Source organism: Kitasatospora sp. NPDC058115 (genome assembly GCF_042884635.1).
Classification (GTDB): domain Bacteria; phylum Actinomycetota; class Actinomycetes; order Streptomycetales; family Streptomycetaceae; genus Kitasatospora.
On sequence record NZ_JBHVTL010000016.1, the window covers coordinates 130,989 to 150,625 of the forward strand.

The following is a 19,637-nucleotide window of genomic DNA, read 5'->3' on the forward strand; positions in this document are numbered from 1 at the left end:
CCGTCAGTCGGCGCTGACGCCGACCCGCTCCCCCGTCCGGGCACTCCGGCTCCCCGGAGCCGCCCGGGCGGGGATCACGCGTGCCCCGGGGAAGGGGCCGCGCAGGGCGTCGGCCAGCCGCGCCACCACGGCGGGCAGCTCGGCCGACGGGCACACGCCGACCAGCGAACCGCCGCCGCCGGCCCCGCTGAGCTTCAGCGGCAGGCCGGCGGCGTGCAGCGCCAGCGTCCGCAGCTCCTCCAGGAGCGGGGTCGACATGCCCTGGAAGTCACGCATCGCCACGTGCGCCCGGCTCATCGCCGCCCCCAGTGCCTCGTGGTCGTGCCCGCGCAGCGCCGCCCAGGCGGCCTCCGAAGCCCGGTCGGCCTCGGCCCGGTACGCCGCGAGGGCCGGATCACCGGCCGCCAGCTGCGCCCGCACCGTGCGGATGTGGTCGGCGGTGTTCTTCCGGGTGCCCGAGTCCACCACGACCACCCCCCAGTCGTCCGGGAGCTCCAGCCGTTCCCGGACGAGCGGCAGGCCGCGCTCCCGGCCCTCGATCAGCAGCGCCCCGCCCTCGGCGACGGCCAGGTGGTCCATGCCGCCGCCGTTGAACCGGGCGAACTCGAACTCGTACGCCCACTGGACCACCGAGGCGTCCGGCACCGGCACGCCGTCCGGCGTCCCGGCCACCCGGGCGAACGCCCGGAACAGCGCCACGATCAGCGCCGTGGAGGAGGACAGGCCGCTCGCGGAGGGCGCCTCGCTGCCGACGCGCACGGCCGGCGCAGGGCCGTGCACGTCGGGGAGCCGCTCGCCCAGGAACGCCCACACCTGCTCCGGCCAGCCGTCCTCGGCCGGCGGCCGCGCTCCGGGCGTTCCGGCGGGCACCACCTCGACCGTGGTCGGCAGGTCCAGGGCCAGGCTGACCGAGCGGCCGTCGCCCAGCCAGTCCAGGTCCTCCCCCGACAGACACGCCCGGCACGGCACCGCCACCCGGATCACTTGCTCTTCGTTCACCTTGCCCGGAACCTCCCGTCCGTGAGGAACGCGCGGTACATCTCCAGTACGACCCGCGTGGGCGGGTGCAGCGGCTCCGGCGGATCGTCGAGCGGCCGGAACCGCGCCCGGACCACCTCGTCCGCCCCCGGGGAGAGCTCCCCGGACCAGCGCCGGGCCGCGAAGCACAGCGCGAAGCAGTGGTTGACGTCCCCGTTCGGGTAGGTCACGGTGTGCACGGCCGGGTCGGACAGCGAGCCGAAGGCGACCAGGTCCTCCTTGTCGACCCGCAGCCCGGTCTCCTCCGCCAGCTCCCGGACGGCGGCGTCGGCGAAGCCGCCGTCCTCCTCGCAGGCACCCGCGGGCAGCTCCCACAGACCGTTGTCGGCCCGCTGCTGGAACAGCCCGCGGCCCTCCCCGTCGATCAGCAGGACCTGCGCCCCCGGGACCAGCAGCCGTCTGCCGCCCACCTTCTGACGCAGCGACCAGACGTAGGACCCGACGTAGCCCATGCGCGCACCACCTCCCTCGGCGTCCGCCCCGCGGCGGACGTCCACGAGGTCGCAGACTGTCACGCGCCGTCCTCGGTGAGCCAGCGCGGCACCGCCTCGGGCGTGCTCTCCAGCCACCGCACATAGCGGTCGACGCCCTCCGCGACGTCGATCCGGGCCTGCCAGCGCAGCAGCTCCCGGGACCGCTCCGTGTCGGCGTACCCGCCGAGCGGGTCGCCCTCGGGGCGCGGGGTGACGATCCGCTGCGCGTCGGGGAAGTAGGGCATCAGCAGGTCCGCGACGTCCCGGACCGCGGTCGGACGCCCGGTCCCCACGTTCACCGTCCGGCCGGCCATCCCCTCCTCGACCAGCGCGAGCGCCGTCGCCTCGGCCACGTCCTGGACGTGGATCATGTCGCGCACCTGGACGCCGCCGCCGTTCAGGCGCATCGGACGGCCCAGCTTGGCCTGCAGGGACAGCCACGGCACCATCCAGGAGTGGCTGCCCGGCTTCGGGACCTGCGGCTCGCCGTAGACCGAGAAGTACCGCACGATCGCGTACTCGGCCCCCGACGCGGCCCCGAGCATCAGCCGGGTCTGGTGCTCGGCCCACAGCTTGCCGTTCGCGTAGACGGACAGCGGGAACAGCGCCTGGTCCTCGTGGAACATGTGCGGACCGGGCGAGTCGGTGGGGCCGTCGCCGTACACGGACGCGGAGGAGACCAGCACCAGGCGGCGCACACCCGTCCGGGCCACCTCCTCCAGGATGACCTGGGTGCCCTGCACATTGGCCCGGAAGGCGATGTCGGGGTTGCGGGTACAGGCGGCCACGTCCGCGTAGGCGGCGGCGTGGACCACGTAGTCGGCGTCCCGGAGCAGTCCGGCGACCACCTCCCGGTCGCAGATGTCGCCGACGACGAGCCTGGCCCCGGTCTTCTCGACCCCGAAGATCGTGTGGACGTCCCCGGGGTAGGCGTCCATCCGGTCCAGGACGGACACCTCGGCGCCGGCGCGGACCAGCAGGGCGGTGAGCCGGCTGCCCACCAGGCCGCCGCCTCCCGTCACCACGATGCGGGCATCACGCAGTTTCTCCAACCGGGCCTCGACGCTCTCACCGCCGCCGGTTCCGGTCTCGTTCATCGGTGCATGCGATCCAGCGGACATAAGGGGTTCCCTCCGTGAAGACGGCGAACTCTCGAAATACGCGCTCACGCACAGCCACACGCTTCACACAGAAGGTGGTGTGCCAGTCCAGCATCCTTTGGCCACCAACCGTGACACCAGTGTGAATTCGGCACTCTTGCCAGCCCCGGGCTCGATCCGTACTGTCCGGAATCGATGGCACCCGCAGTAGCAGATTACGACACGAGTGCCATCAAGTCCCCCACACCCCAACAGAAAGAGGGAAACGACGTGACGCGCCATCAGCTCAGCGGGGCGGTCATGACCCACCCCAAGCGCCGGCACGCCGCCGAGCGGATGGCCCAGGCCGCACCTCCGGGCGCCCTGCGCGTCGTCATGGACCCGGACCCGACCGGCACCCCGTCGGTGCTGCGCACGGCGCTCGCCGCGTGGGATTCCATCGAGGACGGCGCCACCCACCAACTGGTGGTCCAGGACGACATGCTGTTGTCCGAATCGTTCTTCGAGCGGGTCGACCAGGCGGTCGCCGCGATGCCGGACGCGGCATTGGCGCTGTTCGCATTGTGGGACTCCCGCAACGGGGCCGCGATCCGATTCGGTGCGATGGCCGGCGCCCGCTGGGTCGGCGCGGTCAACGAGTACTTCCCGTGCGTCGCGATCGTACTTCCCCGAACCGTCGCCGAGGGCTTCGTCCGCTACGGCCGCGAGCGCCTCGGCGGCTGGCCCGACGACATCCTGATGCACCGTTACCTGACCGACCTCGGCGTTCCCCGCTACGTCTCCGTCCCCAATCTCGCCGAACACCAGGACCACGGCTCGATCTCGGGCAACGCCTTCCGGGGGCCGCGCCGTTCGGTCTGCTTCCTGCCCGACGACCGGGCCGGCGACGAGGACCGGCGGCTGACCGGCCTGAGGGTCCTGCCGTTCTTCAAGTACGGCGTCGCGCGCTGCGCGGTGCGGGTCGACGGCCCGGGCCCCGAACGCTGGCTGCACATGGACTGCGAGCAGTACCTGCGCGGCCTGGAGCTGCCCCGCACGCTGCTCGTGCCGCCCACCGGGCCGCAGGCGGACGCGCCCGACGTCCGGGGCACCTGGCTGACCGCCCTCGCCATGGGCCACGAGGCCGCCCGCCTCGGGCTGGACCCCGACGGCTCGGCACCGGCGGTGCGCCCCGAGGTGTACGCCGAGGCGATCGCGACGATCGGGTCCGGCGGCATCAGCAACACCAGCACCGAGGAGCGGATCGCCGAACGCCGCGAGGTCCTGGCGGACGCGGCGCGGCGGGCGCTGGCCGCCGGGTACGAGGCCGCCGCGCACGGTGCGGCCACCGGGCGGACCGGCACCCGCCGGGCCCACCGCCCCGGTGGCCTCACCGTGCGCGGCGGCGCCTCACCGCTCGGCGAGCACCTGGTGCGCCGGCTCACCGACCTGACCGGCCCTGCGGGCGCGGACGGCGACGGGCTCCCCGAGGCCGTCCTCGACCTGACCGGGCTGCGCGAGGGCGGCCCGGCCCGGGAGCTGAGGATCCGGCTGCCCGACGACCCGCGCCCGTACACCCTGGCCGTGGGCGAGGTCTACGGCCCCGGCTGCTCCCGCGACACCCTCATCGGGCGCATGGTGTGGGACGCCCTGCGCAGCCTGCCGGTGACCGTCCAGGGCAGCCCCGAGGCCGAGGTGCACCCCGTCTACGTGGACGACCTGGCCGACGCCGTCCTGACGGTGATCCGCACCCGACCGGCGGCGCGCACCCTGACCGTCGCCGACGAGAAGCCCACGACGCTCGGCGCGTTGGCGAACGCCGTGCACGCCGCCGTCCGCCCGGTGCCGGTCCTGAACGGCCCGTCGGACGTCGACCTCCCCGCCGTCGCACCGGAGTTCGCCGACGGCTCGCGCCCGCCCGGCTGGGCGCCGGCCACCGCGCCGGCGAAGGGGCTGCACGCCTACTCGCAGTGGCTGGCGTACGAGGGCACCCTGCTCACCGTGGTCTGACCCCTCACCGTGGTCTGACCCCGCGCACCGGCCCCGCGTCCCTCGCCGCGGGGCCGGTGCGCCTGCGGTCCGTCCCCCTTCCCCTCCCGTCCGCTCCCCCCGCTCCCCCGCGCTCCGTTCCCCGCCCACCGCTCAGGGGCGGAGGGCGACCGCCCCGTAGCAGGAGGCCTCCGCGTCGCTGATGGACTCGGTGTCGTCCGGGTCCGGGCGCCAGCGCGTGGTGGCGACGACGCCCGGCTCCAGGAGGTCCCAGCCGGTGAAGAACCGCGCGAACTCCTCGCGGGTACAGGCGGCGACCGGGGTCCCGGCCGCGGTGTAGACCTGGATGAGGCGGGCGGTCTCCCCGGGCGCGAAGTCCGGGGTGACGTGGCTGATCACCAGCGCGGAACCGCTGGGCAGTTCCGCCTTGAGCCCCTCGGTGATCCGGTGGGCGTCGAAGGGCACGAAGTGCATCAGCGCGTTCATGCTGAGCGCTATCGGCCGGCTGAAGTCCAGCACGGCGCGGGCCGCCTCCAGGAGGTCGCCGGGCTCGCGCACATCGGCCTGGACGTAGGCGGTGACGCCCTGTTCGGTGCCGCGCAGCAGCGCCTGGGCGTGCAGCAGCACGATCGGGTCGTTGTCGGCGTAGACGACCTTGGCGTCCGGTGCGACCGACTGCGCGACCTCGTGCAGGTTCGGCGAGGTGGGGATCCCGGTGCCGATGTCCAGGAACTGCCGGATGCCGGCCTCGGCGAGCCACCGCGTCGAGCGGCGCATGAACGCGCGGTTGGCCCGCGCGGCGGTCCGGGCGAAGGGGAAGACCGCCAGGGCCCGCCCGGCGGCCTCCCGGTCGGCGGGGAAGTTCGTCGTGCCGCCGAGGTAGTAGTCGTACATCCGCGCCGAGTGCGCCAGGTGGATGTCGAGTTCGACCTCCACCTCGCCGTTCCTGGCGGTGCCGTCCGTCATGTGCTGCCCCCTGCTGGCTGGATCGTCGCTGGCGCCGCCCCCTGGCGCGGCCCGATCACTATGCCCACAGGCCCGAACACCCAATCAAGGGCCACGACCCACGGCGGCGGGACCGCACAGGAGGACGGCTGAATTCGATCACATGACGACCCGTTCCGACCATGTTCGAACAGATTTCTGTCACCGTCCGGCGCGCGTTCTGTCTGACCTTCAAACCCTTTGCCCCGCCTTAACATCTCGGCACCTAATACGCCTTAATCTTCCTCCCGGGGACGCGCGTTCCCGCTGTGACCGCCGTACGGCCGCGGGTGCCCCGCGGCCGGCGGCCCGCACCGGGCGGCGGCCGACCAGGACGCCGCGGGGGAGGATGGAACGTGAACGAGAGCGACTGGGTGGTCGGGGACCGGGACCGCCTGACGTTCGACGCGTTCTGCGACACGCACGGGAAGGCCTGGCTCGGGTTCGCCCGCGCGCGCCTGCGGGACGAAGCCGTCGCCCACGCGGTGGTGGAACTCGCGAAGGTCCGCGTGTGGGAGGGGTGGACGCGCATCCTGCGTGAGAAGATCCCCCCGTTCCACGCTTGGGCGATTCTCAAGGAAGAGATCGGTGCCTCCTTGGCGGGCATGATGATGAACGGCGAGCCGCTGCCGACGCAGACGAGCGTCCCGGCCTGGGTCCGCGCGGTGCGCACCGCCGCCGAGCGGGCGCAGCACCTGACGGACACCGAAGGCAGCGACGAACAGCTCTACGCCGCGCTGCGACGGCTCTCCGAACGGCGTCACGACGTGATCGTGCTGCGCTACCTGCTCGGCCTGCCGGACGACCGGATCGCCGACTACCTGGGCACGACCCAGGCCGGCGTGCGCTCGACCGTGGGCCAGGCCCTCGACCGTCTGGCCGCCTCGCTCGGCGGCCGGAGGGGAGAGGGCCGGTGACCACCGAACCCGACAGCGCCCTGCACCCCACCCGCACCCCGCGCCCGCAGCCCGGCGGCGCCGGCGTGTCCTGGGACCGGCTGCTGACCGCCCCGAGCCCGGCCTCCTCCGACCACCAGCAGGCCGCCCACGAACTCGACCTCGCCGTCTCCCTGGTCCTCGCGATGCCCTCCGCCGCGGACTCCCTGGCCCTGCTCGTCGACGGCGACCGGATCCACCCCGAGGGCGCCCTCGTCCTCGGCGCCCTCCTCCACGTCGCCGGCCACCGCGACGGCGCCCAGTTCTGGTGGCAGTTCGCGGCCGGCGGCGGCTCCTACACCTCCGCGTCCTTCCTCAGCCTGCTGCACCGCAGCCTCGGCGAGTTCCTGGACGCCGAGGTCTGGCGCCAGCAGGCCGAAGCCCTGGCCACCAAACCCCGCACCCCCCAACGCGTCCTCGGCTCCACCCGCACCCTGCTGCCCGCCGGAGTCCTCACCGACATCCTCGCCCGCTGCCACCACGGCCTCGACGTGCGCCTCCCCCCCCGCCTCGCCGCCGTCATCCACCAACTCCCCGTCGCCGGCGACGACCCCGAGTACGGCGAACTCCCCCAACCGAGCAGCACCCTCGTCCACGACCTCACCATCGAGCCGTGATCCCTCCGCTCGCGGCCGCGGGCCTGCGATGCGACTACCGTGCCCCGGGGCTCCCGAGATGGATCGCGGTGATCGTCGCCGCGGCGTCGAATCCGAGCACCGCGTCGGGCCGGCCGGAGAGCAGGCTGGCGTAGAGCGGGCGGTAGTGGGCGACCTTCCGCGCCGTCCGGCCGTCGTTGCCGAAGGCGGCCAGCAACTCCCCCTCCCGGGCGGCGAATCCGGTCATGGCGGTGTGGTCGATCCAGATCTCCACACCGGAGCGGCCGAGCACCAGGCTGCTCTCCTTGCTGCTGGAGCCGGTCAGCCAGCTGCTGCGCAGCCGGGCCGTCCCGGCCTCGCCGCGGGAACGGAAGCCCACCGTGCACCACGCGCTCGCGCCACCGTCGGACTGCCGGGCGGATGCGGGTCCGGTGAGGTCGACGAAGCGGGTGAGCATGCTGAGCTGGTTCACCCCCGAGTCCGTCCAGCTGGACACGTAGGTGGCGAAGGCCTCGGGTCCGCGCAGGACGTAGGGGTCGTAGAACGCCGAGGTGATGGCCGTGACCGGACCCCATTCCGGGTGTCCGGCGAGCAGTTCGGACGCCCAGTCGACCTCGGGGGAGAACGCGAAGTGGTGGGCCGTGAACAGGCGCTCCCGGGCCCCCGCCCCGCCGTCCGGGTCGCGCAGCCCGGCGAGGGAGGCGAGATCGTGCACGAGCGGCTTCTCCACCAGGATCCGGGCCTTCGACCGGGTGAGGGCCAGGGCGGCCAGCTCGGCGTGGGTCTCCGTCGGGGTCGCGAGCACGACCAGGTCCGGCCGGTGCACGTCGAGCGCCTCGGCGAGGCTGCCGTAGTGGGGCGGCGTGGCGCCCCGGAACACCACCGGCTCCACCGACCTCGGGTCGGCCGTGAAGTCCAGTTCCACGTCCTGCCGTTCGGCGAGCACGGCCAGGTGGGTCCCGGCGATGACGCCGACCCCGACCAGGCCGACACGCACCGGCCCGACGCCCGCCCGGTCGGTCATGAAGCCTCGTCCCCTCGCCCGTCACGGCCCACCCCGGGCCCGGTGTCCGTCGATCGTCGCACAGCCACCTCGGCCCACCGGCCCAACGACGCGGCCGGGCCGTCGACCCACTCGATCCCCGGGTCGTGCTCCGCCGCCGTCGGGACACCGTCGATCCAGCTCGTCACGATCGGCACCCAGTAGGTGTTGCCGCCCGACCTGCGGGTGCGCGCTTCGAGCTCGGCCCGTGTGCGACGGGCTCCGTCGTGGTCGCCGCCGAGCACCCCGAGCAGGATCTGGGCCACGTCGGCCAGGTTGTGGCCACCGCGGTAACCGATGCCGTCCGCCAGCCGCCGGGTGCCTTCGACGGCCTCCGCGGCGGCCCCGGCGTCACCGGCCACCGCCAGCGCGACCGCCTCGGCGGAACGGATCTTGACCAGCTCGACCGGGTTGGGCACCAGGTCGAGCAGGTCCCGCGCCCGGGACGCCGCGTCCGAGACCGGTTCCGCGGCGCCGGACCAGCAGGCGGTCTGCGCCAGGTTGGCCAGCGCCTTCGCCTCCGCGGCGGCCAGTCCCTCGCGCCGGGCGAGGTCGATCGCCTCCGTGTACGAGGCGGTGGCTTCGTCGAAGCGGGCGTTCACCCGCCAGATGTGCCCGATCAGCCGGAGCCGTTCGCCCTCGGCCTCGGGCCCGTGGCTGCGCTGCTCGCGCAGCGGGCCGAGCGCCGCGCCGAAACGCCCGTTGAGGTACTCGAAGTCGCAGAGCCAGTAGCGGGCCGCCGCGTCGAACTCGCCTCCCACCAGGACGCGGTAGATCTCCGCCGCCGCGGTGTAGTCACCGTGGTTGCGCAGCGCGTGGGCGAGGTGGATCTGCACCAGCTGCGCCGTCGCACTGCCCCGCCGGACGCCCTCGCCCGCGCCGGAGAGCAGTTCGACGGCCTCCGCCGCCCGGCCGGTTCGGCGCAGCTGAACGCCCCGTATGGCGGCGACCAGGGCTCGGCACTCCGGCGTCGCGGCCCGTTCGACGGTGAGCCCGGCGCCCAGGTCCGACCACTGCCCGGCCTCGACGAGGCGCTGCGTGGCGCGGGCCATCCAGTCCTCGAAGACCCCGTACGTGGCCGCGAGCCTGAGGGCCGATTCGAGGGCGTTGGCGGCGGCGACCCGCCCGGCGGACGGCCCGAGCCGCTCGCCCAGCCAGGCGAGCAGCCGGGCCGCGACCTCGGTGCGGTCGCGGTCGGACCAGCCGTCCGGGAGGGTCCGGTCCGCCTCGACGATGGCGTGGCGAAGCGCCGCGTGCAGGGAGTACGGCAAGGCGTAGGCGTCGTCGTGCATCAGGAACGGCCGGCGCAGGAACCGGGCCACGCTGCCGTCCGGGACGCCGGGCTGGCCGGCCCGCAGGAGCTCGGCTCCGACGCGGTCGGTGAGCGCCGCGGTGCGGACCAGGTCGCGTTCCTTCCGGGGCAGGTCCCGGATCGAGCGGGTGGCCACCGCCGTGAACGAGCCGCCGAAGTCCGTGGCGGACGGCTGCCCGCCCCGGGCCAGGAGCGCCGCGAAGTGCGACACCGACAGGTCCAGGTACAGGGGCAGGCCCTGGCCACCGGCGATGATGCGACGGCGGACCTCCTCCGCCATGGCGGGCTCGCGGTCGCGGACGAGCGCCTCCCGGAGGTAGCTGTCGGCGTCGGATTCCGAGAGGTAGCCGACCAGGTGCTGCCGCGGCTCGACGGTGTCGTTGCTGAAGTGCAGATGGGGCCAGCACTGGGGACCGGTGAAGTCCAGCTCACCGCCGACGGCCGCGTCCGCCCAGTCGATGCGGTTGCGGCCCGTGATCACGAACAGCACGTTGGGCATCAGGTAGACGCAGCGCTGGATCAGCCGCTCCACCGTCCGGTCGGCGCGGCCGTTGACCACCTCGAAGGTGTCGAGGAAGACGCACACCGTCGGCCGCCGGGCCGGCCTGCCCCGTCGGGGCAGGTGGTCGAGGTCCCAGGCCAGCAGGTACGGGAAGTACGACAGCGTCTCGTAGTCGGCCTCGGCCTCGACCAGTTCGGCGAACAGCTCGCAGTGGGCGAGCAGACGCCCCTCGCGCACCCGGTCGCGCACGGCCCGGTAGGTGGCCAGGGCCGCGCGGTGCGCCAGCCCGGCCAGGCCGCCGAGCCCCGCCGGGTCGACCTGCCGCACGCTCTCGGCGATCTGGTCGCCGAGTCCGACGCTGCGGGAGGCGCGGCGCAGCGCCGGCGACGAGTCCAGGAAGTCCTGGAGCGTCTCGCCGGGGTGCGCGCGGACCCAGTACGAGGCGAGTGCCAGGTCGAAGGCCTGCCACCTGCTGCCCAGCTGTCCGAGGCCGGCCCGCAGGCGCATGAGCAGGTTCTCGATGTCGCAGGCACCGTCCTCGGAGAGGTCGACCCGGACCGCCACGACGTCGTCGCGTCCCTCGGCGGCCGCATCGGCGAGCAGCCGGCGCTCCAGCTCCTGGGAGAGCGTCGTCTTGCCTATGCCGCCGACCCCGTAGAGCGTCAGAACGTTGCGCCGGCCCTGCCCGCGGTCCACGACCGGCGAGACCTCGGCCTCGTCCAGCGTCCGGCACAGGCTCTCCACCGACCGGTTGAAGGCGGCCACCTCGTCGACGCGGTTGGTGAAGACCTGTTGCGCCGTGACGGTGGACGACAGGCCGCTCATGAACGCGGCCCGCAGGTTCACCCGTGCCATCCCGTCTCCCTCTCCGCGCCGCCCCGGCCGATGTCCGATCCGCACCGTCCGGGAGGTGCACGACCTGAGATCCTGTCAGGTAACGTCCGGGAGCCACAAGAAGTCATCACCGCACGCGGAGCGGACCGGGTGTCAGCTGTGGCCGACGATGACGGAGATGCCCCAGCCGATCGACGCGAGCACCACCGCGAAGAGCAGGCCCGCCAGGGCCTGGCGGGCCGGGCCGGCGGTGGGGTGTGCGGCTGCGGGGCCGGTGGTGGGGCCGGGTGGGTTGAGCAGGCGCAGGCCGAGGGCGAAGAGTGCGGGCAGGCCGGCGCCGGTGAGCAGGCCCACCACGACGATCCGCCAGACCGCGTCCAGGTTGATCCAGGAGTTCACGAGCCCACCTCGTCCTTGGGCGCGACCGCGACCTCGGCGGAGTCCGGGACCACCGAGCCGGTCCATGCGGCGTTGACGTTCTCCGGGGTCACGGCCGGGTGGCGGGAGGCGACGAAGAAGGCGGTCGACGCCAGCACCAGCACGGTGAAGACCACGACCACCCCGGCCGTCCCGCCGATCCCGTTGGCGACCCAGTAGGCCGCCGCGCCGACCAGGGCGGCGGCCGGCAGGGTGAACAGCCAGGCCGTCACCATCCGGCGGGCGAGCTGCCAGCGCACCTCGGCGCCCTTCCAGCCGACCCCCGAGCCCAGGATCGATCCGGTGGCCACGTGGGTGGTGGACAGCGAGTAGCCGAAGTCCGTCGAGCAGAGGATCACGGCGGCCGACGCCGACTCGGCGGCCATCCCCTGCGGCGGGGCGATCTCCACCAGCCCCTTGCCCAGGGCGCGGATCACCCGCCAGCCGCCGGCGTAGGTGCCCAGGGCGATCGCCAGCGCGCAGGAGACGATCACCCAGTCGGGGGCCTTCGCCCCGGGCGCCAGGGTGCCGTTGGCGATCAGGGCGAGGGTGATGACGCCCATGGTCTTCTGGGCGTCGTTGGTGCCGTGGGCGAGCGACACCATGGACGCCGAGCCGATCTGGCCCAGCCGGAACCCGTGCTCGCGCGGGCCTTCGGACACCTCCCGGGTGATGCGGCCGATCAGCCAGGTGCCGACCACGGCCACCAGGCCGGCGATGAACGGCGACAGCGCGGCCGGCACGATCACCTTGGAGACCAGGCCCTGCCACTTGACGGCCGAGGAGCCGGCCGCGGCCATCGTCGCCCCGATCACCCCGCCGATCAGGGCATGCGAGGAGCTGGAGGGGATGCCGAGGTACCAGGTGGCGAGGTTCCACAGGATGCTGCCGGTCAGACCGGCGCAGACCACGGTCAGGGTGACCTCCCCGCTGGAGACCAGGCCGTTGGCGATGGTCGCCGCCACGGCGGTCGACAGGAACGCGCCGACCAGGTTCAGCACTGCCGAGACGGCGACCGCGACCCGCGGCGGCAGGGCCCCGGTGACGATCGAGGTGGCCATCGCGTTGCCGGTGTCGTGGAAGCCGTTGGTGAAGTCGAAGCCCAGCGCCGTGAGGACCATCAGCGCCAGGACCGCGTCATTGCCGGTCACGCCCCCGAACCTAGCCCGCCCACCGGGGCGCCGCGCCGAACGACGGACGCCTGACCTCCGATCGGCCCAACACCGCGCACGCTTCCCGGCGCCCGTTCGGCCGGTCGGGCTCCCGGCGCGTCCCCCTCGAAGATCCCGGCGCGTCCCCCCTCGAAGATCACGGCGGGCTGCCGGCCGAGGCCTCCGGGTCGGCCGCTCCGGCCTCGGCGGCGGTGCCCGTTCAGCGGCGGGAGCCACGGCTGCGGTCTGCTTTGATGACCGGGACAGACAGCGACACCGTGCAAAGGAGATCGTGTGGGTACGTGGGGCAGCGGGAACTTCGAGAGCGACACGGCCCTGGACCACCTGTCGGCCGTCGTCGGCCGGCTCGTCGCCGAGGTCGCCGAGGCGATGGCGGGCGATCCCGTCGAGCTGGAGGCCGACGAGTACTGGGGCGTCGCCGTGCCGTGCAACCTGGAGCTGCTGCACACCCTCGTCCGGGCCGGCTACGGCGCCCAGGACCTGCCGGACGCCGGGGTGATCGCGCAGTGGAAGAGCGCGTTCATGGCCGCCTGGGAGCGGAGCATCGACGATCTGGAGCCCTCCCCGGCCTTCAAGGAGGAACGCCGGGCGGTCCTCGGCCGCACCTTCGACCGGCTGGCGCAGGCCACCACCCGGGACGCGGTGGCCGGCCGGACCGGGCCCGGGGAGGAGCCGGCGGGGTGACGGACCGCGGCCTCCTCACCGGACCGCGGCCCCGTCACCGGGCGGCACCGAGCAGCACCGGCAGCGCGCGGTGCCCGTTGGAGATCAGCGAGTCGACCGGCTCCAGCCGGGCGTCCGGGGCGAACGCGAGGTCGGGGAACCGCGCGAACAGCCGGCTCAACGCGATGCGCCCCTCCAGACGGGCCAGCGGCGCGCCGAGGCAGAAGTGCGGACCGTGCCCGAAGGCGAGGTGGTCCTTGACCGGCCGGGTGACGTCGAACGCGGCGCCGCCGTCCCCGTACCGCACCGGGTGGCGCCCCGCGGCCGCGTAGCCGCCGAGGATCGGCTCCCCGCGGCGCACGGTCACCCCGCCGGGCAGCTCGATGTCCTCCACCGCGAAGCGCAGCGGCAGGTGGGCGAGCGGGGCGTCCCGGCGCAGCGACTCCTCCACCACGTCGTCCCAGCCGGCCTCGCCCGCGCGTACCAGGGCGAGCTGGCCGGGGTGGGAGAGGAGGTCGGTGATCCCGTTGTCGATCAGGTTGACGGTGGTCTCGTAGCCGGCCGTGACGATCAGCAGCAGGGTGTCGCGCAGTTCCTCCTCGCTCAGTGCGGCGCAGCCGGCGTCGGACTCGGTGTCGCGGGCGGCGATCAGCAGGGAGGTCATGTCGTCGCCCGGCACGCGGCGCTTGTCGGCGATCAGCTCCTCCAGCAGGGTCTGGAACGCCGCCGCGTTGGCCGCCGACTCCTCGGGGGTGAGGGTGGTGGCGAACACCTTGTCGACGACCTCCCGGAAGCCCTCGGTCACCTCGTACGGAAGGCCGAGCAGCTGGGAGATGACCCGGATCGGCAGCGGATGGGCGAAGCGGTCGCGCAGGTCCACCACCTCGCCGGGGGCGCTCTCGGCGAGGTCGGCCAGCAGGCCGTCGGTCAGCGCCTCGATGCGCGAGGTCATCGCGGTGACCTGGCGGGGCGTGAAGGCGTTGCTCACCAGGCGGCGCAGCCGCCGGTGGTCGGCGCCGTGCGCGTTGAACATGTTGCGCACGCTCACCCACAGGGCCAGCGGCCAGGTCCGCACCGCCTCGTCGAACGCGGGCCAGTGCTGCCGGCCGTCCTTGGAGACCCGGGGGTCCTTGAGCAGTTCCTCCAGCAGCACGGGGTCGGACACCGACCAGGCCCGGACGCCCAGGATGTCGACCGGTGCGGCCGGGCCGCGGGCGGACAGCTCGGCGGTCTCGGCCTCCCGGGCACGGCCGGTCGGGTCGAGCACCAGCGGGTCGGGCGCGTCCAGCTCGGGCGCGTGCGGGTCGAGCGGGTGCGGGTGCGGTGCGAGACGCTCCACAGGGGTCCTCCAGTCGGTACGGCGGGAGCGGTGCGCGGGAGGCCGGCCGACTCCGCCGGCTTCCCGCGCACCAGGGGGGTGTCCGGGGCGGGGGCGGTCAGTAGTCCCAGACCACCGGCACGAAGCGGAAGGTGCCGCTGCCGGCGTCCGCCACGTGGCAGACGGACGGGAAGGGCAGGTGGCTGGCCATCAGCTGCCCGCCGGTCTCGGCCAGTTCGGTCAGGAGACGGGTCCGGATGCGGGCCGACTCCTCGGGGTCGTGGTCGAAGCCGTTGTGCCAGTCGGGCTTGTCGAACCCGCACTGGAACACGGCGTCGCCCGCGAACGTCAGCCGGTCGCCGCCGGACTCCAGGCGGATGATGCTGTGGCCGGGGGTGTGACCGCCGGTGCGGCGGATCAGGACGCCCGGCGCCACCTCGTACTCCTTCTCGAACGGCCGCAACTGGCCCCGGTACACGTCGAGGAACCGCGAGGCGGTCGTGCGGAGCACGTCCGGCACCGGTGCCGGCATGTCGGTGCGCGAGAAGTCGGGCGCCGCCCAGAACTCGGCCTCTGCTGCGGCCAGATGGACTCGCAGGTCCTTGCGCAGCCGGCCCCGCAGCCCCTCGACGAGCAGCCCGCCGATGTGGTCCATGTGCAGGTGGGTGAGCACCACGTCGGTCACCGACGAGGGGGCGATCCCGGCGGCGTCCAGGCGCGCGGCCAGCTGCCCGGCCCGCGGGAAGCCCGGGAACTCCGTCCCCAGGCCGGAGTCGACGAGGACGGTCCGGCCGCCGCTGCGCACAACGGCCACGTTCAGCGGCCAGTTGATCGACTCCAGCGGCAGGTACATGTCCCCGAGCCAGGCCTTCAGCTCGGCCGGGGCGGCGTTGGTGGCCAGCGTCGTGGGCGAGATCGGCAGCACCCCGTCGCTGATCACCAGCACGTCGATGTCACCGACCTTCAACGCGTAGCGCGACGGGACCGGTTCGTCGCCCACCGGCGCGTCAAGGCGGGCGGGGCTGCTCTGGATCATGGGTGTTCTCCTTGCGAAGGGTCGGTCGGCGGCCTCGACGGCGCCGCCGCGGGCCGCGCCGTCCGGTCACCCGTACAGACCGGGCAGCGGTCCGGTCTGTGACAGCCGCCCCGGTTCCGCAGCCGCGCGGCCTCCCCGCACCCGCCGGCGCCTCACGACCGCAGGTGACGTTCTGTCACATCGGCCGGTCCCTAACGGTCTTCCTGAGGTAGCAGGCGCCTTTCGCGCCCGGCACGACGCCACAGGAAGACGAGGCCCCGTGAAACTCCGCCGACCAGCAACGGCCCTCCTGGCCGCCCTGCTGATTCCCTTCGCGGCACCGGATCCGGCCACCGCGGCCCCGGCGCCCGCCCCACCGCCGCTCTCCGCCCCGACCGCGACCACGACCGCCGACGCTGCCGCGGCCGCCGCCGCGGAGGAGCCCGACCTCAGCTACGCCAACCGCACCGCCCCGCCGATCGGCATGCCGGACTGGTCGCACGTCGGCTACCGGGACGGGCAGAACCTGCCGCGCGGCGAGTCGGCCCTGACCGAGGACGCCACCTGCCGCGTCTCCCCGCAGAGACTCGCCGACGGCTACGGGGTGCGCCCGGACGACGGGGCCGACGACACCGCAGGCCTGCAGCGCGCGATCGACGACATCAAGGCCCAGTGCTCCCCCAAGGCCGACTTCAACCGCCTCTCCCTCATCGAACTGCCCGCCGGCCGGATCGACCTGTCCCGGCAGATCTACGTCGACGCCGACTTCCTGACCCTCCGGGGGAAGGGATCGGGCGCGGGCGGCACCCGGCTGGTCTTCCGCCCCGACCTCAGCACCCGGTACGACACGGTGGTCAACGGCCGCTGGGACCAGGACTCCATGGTGGCCGGGACCGGCAGCGACGTCGGCACCGGTGGCTGGATGTGGCCGGGGCGCGGCATGTTCCGGGTCCAGACCCGGGAGGTCGCCGCCCGCTACCAGGACGACTGGGCGGCGGCCACGACCGTCCCCATGCGCAAGGACATCTTCGAGGGCAGCGTCAACCAGCACTGGGTCTCCGGCCTGAAACTGGCCGCCCAGGACGGCGACCCGGGCTACTCCGCCCGGAAGGGGTCGTCCGCCGTCCGGCTGGACGCCAAGGTCGACATGAACAAGTTCCGCACCGGCGGCTACGTCTGGGTCGGCGCGGCCAACAGCAGGAACTTCTACGCGCAGCAGGGCATCAGCGACCCGAGCATGATCGAGGCGCTCCACATGCGCCAGCAGATGTTCAAGGTCGTCCGCGTCGACGCCGGCGCGAAGACGGTCACCCTGGACCGTCCGCTGGAGTGGGACCTGCCGGTCAACTCCGAGTCGGACGGCTCGCCGCCGATCAACGGCAGCGGCACCCCGTACGCCAGCAAGATCACTCCGCTGAAGGCCGTCGAGGGCGTCGGCTTCGAGGACTTCGCGTTCACCCAGGAGATGGACGGCCTGCCGAAGATCGGTGGCCAGGAGACCTACCACCTGACGCCCGAGCAGGCCGTGCACAACTACGGCAACCTGGCGCCCGAGTACGCGATGCACGGCATCGTCTTCAAGTGGGCCGCCAACAGCTGGGCGCGCGGGCTGAACGCCGAGATGACCGGCTCGCACCCGATCGTCACGGAGAACGCCCGCAACCTCCAGATCGAGCACAACACCTTCGACGGCGCCTGGAACAAGGGCAAGGGCGGCAACGGCTACCTGCGCGGCAGCCGGGTCTGGAACTCCCTGTGGGCCCAGAACGTCAGCCGCAACCTGCGCCACTTCACCTTCCAGTGGTCGGCCGGCGGCAACGTCGCCTTCCGCAACGACCTCGACTCCGACCTCAACCTGCACGGCGGGTGGGAGCACAACAACCTCTTCGAGCAGAACACCCTGCGGATCCCGTACGAGCACCGCTCCGGCAGCTGCCAGGCCAACTGCGGCGGCGAGGGCGGCGAGATGGACGAGGGGACGTGGTACCCGATCTGGTGGGCGGCCGGCCCCAAGGCGGGGAAGTGGTCCGGCTCCTCCGGGCCGCAGAACGTCTTCTACAACAACACGATGCTCAAACAGAGCACCCCGGGCGGCCCGTTCGAGCCGTACGGGCCCTACGGCACCCGGACCGGCACCGCCTTCCAGTTCGGCTCCGACAGCGAGGAGCCGAACAGCTTCCAGCCGCTCGGCCAGGGCGGGCAGGCCATCGCCGACTGGACCGGCCGCGAGACGCTGGACTACACGGGCCAGGGCGTGGTCCCCCTGGACGTGGGAAAGCGCCACTCCCTGTTCCTGCGGTACACCGGCGGCGAACTCGACCCCCGCACCGACGCCAAACGCAAGGTGATCACCTGGAACATGCGCGGCCAGCGCGTCACCGACTCGAACAACAACTCCGACAAGTGGCAGGTGAGCGTGCGGGACATGGTCAACGAGCACCGGCCCGACGCGATCCTCCTCCAGGAGGCCGGCGCCCCGCCGTTCCCGCTGGGGATCAACTCCCCCCACGTCCAGATCCCGCAGACCACGTACCACCGGCAGACCGTCCAGGGCGCGTACATCGACACACCCCCCGTCCGCGAGTACCCGCACACCGTGGCCGGGGTCAGCGGCTACCTGTACTGGCTCCAGACGGACACCAACCCCACGGGCATCGGCCAGATGAACCTGGCCATCTGGACGCAGCAGCGGGCGTTCGACCCCGCCGACCCCACCGGAGCCGGGCGGATCTTCGTCGTCCCCTCCGGCTCCGGAACCAGCTCCCGGCCGGCGCTCGGCGTGCGGATCGGCGAATCGATCTACTTCACCGTGCACATGGACACCGGAGGCGGACAGAACGCCACCACCCTGCTCAACACCGTCAGGAGCCGCGTGTTCACGCCGCAGCGGCGGTCCACCGCCGTCTTCGGCGACTTCAACACCGATCTCACCGCGTTCCGGCGGAGGATGCGCGCCCAGTGGGACATCCAGGGGGTGGAGGGTCACACCTTCCCGGTCAATGACACCCGCCCCCCGATGAACTACGACTTCGGAGCCATCGCGGCCCGGTACGGGGAACCGAACCTTCGCTTCGACAGCGCCGAACGGGTCGACTCCGTCTTCACCTCGGACCACTTCCCCGTCCTCTTCACGCTGATCCTCCCGCCGGGCGACACGCCGCCGACGCCGACGCCCGCGCCGACGTCCACGTCGAAGCCCAAGCCGAAGGGGGACCGCACCGCCCGCTCCGCCAGGACCACCAACGCGCCCTACCCGACCAGCAAGCCCGGCAGCGGCACGGGCAGCGGAGGCCGGAGGCTCGGCTCCCGGCCGCTCAACCGCGACACCCGTGCCATGGCGACCCTCGTCCTGGAGCCGGCCGCCGACCACCGGGGCCAGTTCCGCATCCTGCACCGGATGACCCGCACCTACCTGACCCAGGAGTTCGGCCTGCTGAACGCACCGGCGGTGCTGCTGCCCGAGGGCGACCGGGGGCTCACGCAGGTCTGGAGCCTCGTCGACATGGGCGACGGCACCTGGATCGTGCTGAACGCGGAGACCGTCCAGGTGCTCGCCGCCGTCGACGGGCCCGACGGCGAGGAGGTGGTGCTCCGCGACTTCGACGTCACGGACGCCTCCCAGCGGTGGTTCTTCCAGGACCCCGAGACCGAGGCGCTGGACGTGGACGAGCTGCTGCGCCAGGACGACGATCCGCAGGACCTGGTGGTCGCCGCGCCGACCAGCACCGCCCCCGGCCTCCCGCTGGACCTGGTGGTCGACGGCCACGGCCCCCGCGAGCAGTTCACCACCGTCTCGGCGGGCCGGATCGGCGAGGACCACTGCTACTACCTGGTCAACAACGGGCGGTACGTCAACACCTCCGCCGCCGGCCAGTACCCCCTGCCCGACACGCTCCTGACGCTGGACGCCTTCCGGCCCGACCACCCCAGCTACCTGTGGTGCACCGACACGCCGGACCGGCACGCCACCGCGGGCGTGCGGCTGACCCAGCGTGCGGCCGACGGCGGTCCGCTGTACCTCACCTCGCGCGGGAACGCCCGGGGGCTCGCGGTGACCGGGAGCCCGGCCACCGCGGACCTGTGGACCTGGCAGGAGGTCCCCCGGTGAGCCGCCCGGGCGGGCACCCGGTACGGCCCGACGCGAGCCGGCCGAGCAGCTTCTGACGCTTTGTCACAGAACGGGGGCGTTCCCGGTCTTCCTCTGCGGGAGCGGGAACGCCCCCTCCGACGCCGGGCCCTCGGGTCGCCGGCACCCATCCACCGGGAGC

Annotated in this window: 15 protein-coding genes; 5 read left to right on the forward strand and 10 right to left on the reverse strand. The window is 73.3% G+C overall.

Annotation, left to right across the window (positions count from 1 at the left end; genetic code table 11):
• Positions 1–3 precede the first annotated feature (3 nt).
• Genes ACFVVL_RS18835 through ACFVVL_RS18845 form a run of 3 tightly spaced genes read right to left on the reverse strand, consistent with a single transcriptional unit; the run spans position 4 to position 2,608 of the window.
• Positions 4–999, reverse strand: a complete 996-nt coding sequence (locus ACFVVL_RS18835) for a mevalonate kinase (RefSeq protein ID WP_380290846.1) — start codon at positions 997–999, stop codon at positions 4–6.
• A complete protein-coding gene (locus ACFVVL_RS18840) occupies positions 996–1,553 on the reverse strand; it encodes an NUDIX domain-containing protein (RefSeq protein WP_387676543.1) in 558 nt (185 codons plus the stop codon). The genes ACFVVL_RS18835 and ACFVVL_RS18840 overlap by 4 nt, the downstream gene beginning before the upstream one ends.
• A complete protein-coding gene (locus ACFVVL_RS18845; RefSeq protein WP_380290850.1) occupies positions 1,550–2,608 on the reverse strand; it encodes an NAD-dependent epimerase/dehydratase family protein in 1,059 nt (352 codons plus the stop codon). The genes ACFVVL_RS18840 and ACFVVL_RS18845 overlap by 4 nt, the downstream gene beginning before the upstream one ends.
• Positions 2,609–2,881: 273 nt before the next feature.
• Between ACFVVL_RS18845 and ACFVVL_RS18850 the strand changes: the two genes are divergently transcribed.
• Complete coding sequence (locus ACFVVL_RS18850; protein WP_387676546.1) at positions 2,882–4,600, forward strand: hypothetical protein; 1,719 nt, start codon at positions 2,882–2,884, stop codon at positions 4,598–4,600.
• Positions 4,601–4,732: 132 nt separating this feature from the next.
• Here the strand turns inward: ACFVVL_RS18850 and ACFVVL_RS18855 are convergent, their stop codons facing one another.
• Positions 4,733–5,545, reverse strand: coding sequence for an SAM-dependent methyltransferase (locus ACFVVL_RS18855; protein WP_380290854.1), 813 nt, complete (start codon positions 5,543–5,545; stop codon positions 4,733–4,735).
• A 374-nt stretch (positions 5,546–5,919) separates the two neighbouring features.
• On the opposite strand from ACFVVL_RS18855, the gene ACFVVL_RS18860 reads away from it, so the two are divergent.
• The gene (locus ACFVVL_RS18860; RefSeq protein WP_380290856.1) at positions 5,920–6,480 is read left to right on the forward strand and encodes an RNA polymerase sigma factor; all 561 of its coding nucleotides are present in this window, start codon (positions 5,920–5,922) and stop codon (positions 6,478–6,480) included.
• A complete protein-coding gene (locus ACFVVL_RS18865; protein ID WP_387676550.1) occupies positions 6,477–7,115 on the forward strand; it encodes a hypothetical protein in 639 nt (212 codons plus the stop codon). The genes ACFVVL_RS18860 and ACFVVL_RS18865 overlap by 4 nt, the downstream gene beginning before the upstream one ends.
• 34 nt (positions 7,116–7,149) lie before the next feature.
• Here the strand turns inward: ACFVVL_RS18865 and ACFVVL_RS18870 are convergent, their stop codons facing one another.
• The 4 genes from ACFVVL_RS18870 to ACFVVL_RS18885 all read right to left on the reverse strand — a co-directional run bounded on the left by ACFVVL_RS18870 (position 7,150) and on the right by ACFVVL_RS18885 (position 12,352).
• Positions 7,150–8,118, reverse strand: coding sequence for a Gfo/Idh/MocA family oxidoreductase (locus ACFVVL_RS18870; RefSeq protein WP_387676553.1), 969 nt, complete (start codon positions 8,116–8,118; stop codon positions 7,150–7,152).
• The gene (locus tag ACFVVL_RS18875; protein ID WP_387676556.1) at positions 8,115–10,805 is read right to left on the reverse strand and encodes a tetratricopeptide repeat protein; all 2,691 of its coding nucleotides are present in this window, start codon (positions 10,803–10,805) and stop codon (positions 8,115–8,117) included. Before ACFVVL_RS18875 ends, ACFVVL_RS18870 begins: the two co-directional genes overlap by 4 nt.
• 132 nt (positions 10,806–10,937) lie before the next feature.
• Entirely contained in the window at positions 10,938–11,183 is a 246-nt protein-coding gene (locus tag ACFVVL_RS18880; RefSeq protein ID WP_387676559.1) for a hypothetical protein, read from the reverse strand.
• Positions 11,180–12,352 carry an anion permease gene (locus ACFVVL_RS18885; RefSeq protein ID WP_387676562.1) on the reverse strand — a complete coding sequence of 391 codons (1,173 nt, stop codon included), beginning with the start codon at positions 12,350–12,352 and terminating at the stop codon, positions 11,180–11,182. The genes ACFVVL_RS18880 and ACFVVL_RS18885 overlap by 4 nt, the downstream gene beginning before the upstream one ends.
• Positions 12,353–12,646: 294 nt before the next feature.
• Between ACFVVL_RS18885 and ACFVVL_RS18890 the strand changes: the two genes are divergently transcribed.
• Entirely contained in the window at positions 12,647–13,057 is a 411-nt protein-coding gene (locus ACFVVL_RS18890; RefSeq protein WP_387676565.1) for a DUF4259 domain-containing protein, read from the forward strand.
• Positions 13,058–13,091: 34 nt separating this feature from the next.
• Here the strand turns inward: ACFVVL_RS18890 and ACFVVL_RS18895 are convergent, their stop codons facing one another.
• Positions 13,092–14,324, reverse strand: coding sequence for a cytochrome P450 (locus ACFVVL_RS18895; RefSeq protein ID WP_387676668.1), 1,233 nt, complete (start codon positions 14,322–14,324; stop codon positions 13,092–13,094).
• Between the two features lie 148 nt (positions 14,325–14,472).
• Entirely contained in the window at positions 14,473–15,390 is a 918-nt protein-coding gene (locus tag ACFVVL_RS18900) for an MBL fold metallo-hydrolase (protein WP_380298176.1), read from the reverse strand.
• A gap of 259 nt (positions 15,391–15,649) precedes the next feature.
• On the opposite strand from ACFVVL_RS18900, the gene ACFVVL_RS18905 reads away from it, so the two are divergent.
• Positions 15,650–19,477 carry an endonuclease/exonuclease/phosphatase family protein gene (locus ACFVVL_RS18905; RefSeq protein ID WP_387676568.1) on the forward strand — a complete coding sequence of 1,276 codons (3,828 nt, stop codon included), beginning with the start codon at positions 15,650–15,652 and terminating at the stop codon, positions 19,475–19,477.
• The last annotated feature ends 160 nt before the right edge of the window (positions 19,478–19,637 follow it).

Bases quoted from the DNA above. Each gene is read 5' to 3' on its own strand.
- ACFVVL_RS18870 (WP_387676553.1), bottom strand. From the start codon at position 8,118: ATGACCGACCGGGCGGGCGTCGGGCCGGTGCGTGTCGGCCTGGTCGGG.
- ACFVVL_RS18845 (WP_380290850.1), bottom strand. From the start codon at position 2,608: ATGAACGAGACCGGAACCGGCGGCGGTGAGAGCGTCGAGGCCCGGTTG.
- ACFVVL_RS18875 (WP_387676556.1), bottom strand. From the start codon at position 10,805: ATGGCACGGGTGAACCTGCGGGCCGCGTTCATGAGCGGCCTGTCGTCC.
- ACFVVL_RS18900 (WP_380298176.1), bottom strand. From the start codon at position 15,390: ATGATCCAGAGCAGCCCCGCCCGCCTTGACGCGCCGGTGGGCGACGAA.
- ACFVVL_RS18855 (WP_380290854.1), bottom strand. From the start codon at position 5,545: ATGACGGACGGCACCGCCAGGAACGGCGAGGTGGAGGTCGAACTCGAC.